This is a genomic window from Peribacillus sp. NPDC056705 (assembly GCF_043656335.1).
Window position 1 is genome coordinate 687 of sequence record NZ_JBHTYI010000096.1, and the last position, 1,957, is coordinate 2,643.

Annotated in this window: 1 protein-coding gene and 1 pseudogene; both read left to right on the plus strand. The window is 55.7% G+C overall.

Features of this window, described 5'->3' with window-relative positions:
* Nucleotides 1–79 precede the first annotated feature (79 nt).
* On the plus strand, nucleotides 80–1,747 hold the full coding sequence (locus ACFRAK_RS27630; RefSeq protein ID WP_394572980.1) for a heparinase II/III family protein: 1,668 nt from the start codon (nucleotides 80–82) through the stop codon (nucleotides 1,745–1,747).
* A pseudogene (locus ACFRAK_RS27635) lies at nucleotides 1,744–1,957 on the plus strand (glycoside hydrolase family 88 protein); the annotation flags it as partial. The gene ACFRAK_RS27630 and the pseudogene ACFRAK_RS27635, both read left to right, overlap by 4 nt.

The following is a 1,957-nucleotide window of genomic DNA, read 5'->3' on the forward strand; positions in this document are numbered from 1 at the left end:
CTCATTCTGGGAAGAAGTACGGCATAACGCTAGATACGAAGCGGATTGGGTACAGCTCCGAGAGGAGGGGAAGCGACTCTTGAACCAACCGATGCCGCTGCTTACTTATGATTTGTTCACCGTGTATGCACGGCAGGGAACGAGACTGGAGTATGGGCGTGTCTATTTCGAGCGCAGGCGACGATTGAACACGTTCACCTTACTAACGCTGCTGGAGCCTGATGCGGGTACGTATCGTCAGGCGCGAGACGAGATGCTGTGGGCGATATGCGACGAATTCACATGGTGCCTGCCAGCGCATCTAGGCACGGAATCTGCGGCAGAGATAAGGGGGACCATCGACTTATTCAGCGCGGAGACGGGCTTCGCGCTGAGCGAAATCCGGGTGCTGCTCGGAGGGGATTTGCCGCCCTTGCTCGTGTCGCGCATCCACGAAGAAGTGTCGCGGAGGTTATTTGATCCTTACCTGCGGCATACGTTCGGCTGGGAGACGGCCACTCATAATTGGTCGGCGGTGTGCGCAGGCTCGATCGGCGCTGCGGCACTGCTTCTGCTTGACGATCGTGATCGGCTGAAGGAGATTCTGCTTAAATCGCAGCAGAGTATGGACTATTACCTACAAGGCTTCGGCAGCGACGGGGCTTGCCTGGAAGGGCTCGGGTATTGGAATTACGGGTTCGGATATTTTGTGTATTACGCCGATCTGCTTAAACAGCGTCGTAACGGGGAGATCGACTGGTTCGGGGAAGAGAAGGTGGGCAGGATCGCGGCGTTTCAGCAAAGCTGTTACCTTGGCGGGAAGCATGTGGCGAATTTCTCCGATTCTTCGCCGGAGGGGAGTTTACATATTGGTCTATCGCACCGATTAGCCGCACGTTATGAGGACATCGACGTGCCGCTGGAGCAGCTTCGAGCCCCGTATGTTGAAGATCACTGCAGCCGCTGGGCACCTGCCTTACGCAATTGGATATGGCGAGACCCAGGGCAGCAAGGCCAGGATTGGGCAGAGGCGGACTATTATCTGCCCGATGCGCAGTGGATAATCTCCAGAGTACAGCATGAGGACAGAGGTTATGCCTTCGCAGCCAAGGGTGGTCATAATGCCGAGCCGCACAACCATAATGATCTGGGGCATTTCATTCTGTATGGAGCCGGCGCGATCTGGTGCGCAGACCTTGGCTGCGGCGAGTATACGGCGGATTATTTCGGAGAGGGGAGATACGGCTACGACTGCAACGGTTCGCAAGGGCATTCGGTTCCAATCATTGATGGACATTACCAGGAAGCGGGCGGAAGCAGTCGCGCGGTCGTGTTGGACGCTGTGACCGGGGAGAAGCAGGTCATGTTGAAGCTGGATCTGACTTCGGCTTACCGTGTACCGCTGCTTCGCAAGTATACGAGAGAGTTCCAGTGGAACAAACAAGGTGCAAGGCCAGAACTGCGAATTAAGGATCGCTTCGAGTTCAGCGAGCCCCCAGGCTGCTTGACGGAGCGAATTGTAACTAGATGGAGACCGGAGCGGTGCTTGGTTGACGGCGTGAATCTCGTTAAACTTGGCGGCGGGCTTGTCATTCATTATGACGGTGCACAAGTGGACGCGGATCTCCAAGAGCATTGGTTCCGTGATCATCACGGCGTTAATGTTGCTTGGTACTCGGTCGATCTTCATATGAAACAGCCGGGCTTGGACGTCAGTATGGATATGCGATTTGAATATGCGTCATTGAAGGGAGTAGAGGAGAAATGAAGACAGCGGTGGCATTGGATTGGTTGACGGAAGCGTGGGTGAAGTCGCTTCAGAAAACACAGCGGAATGTACGACGTATCGGGGACGGGTTCCCGCATGCGAGTCAGAACGGGCGCTATCAATTGGAGGCGCCGCACTGGTGGACGGCTGGCTTCTGGCCGGGCCTGCTATGGCTGCTATATAACGACAGCGGTGAGCCGGAACTAAGAG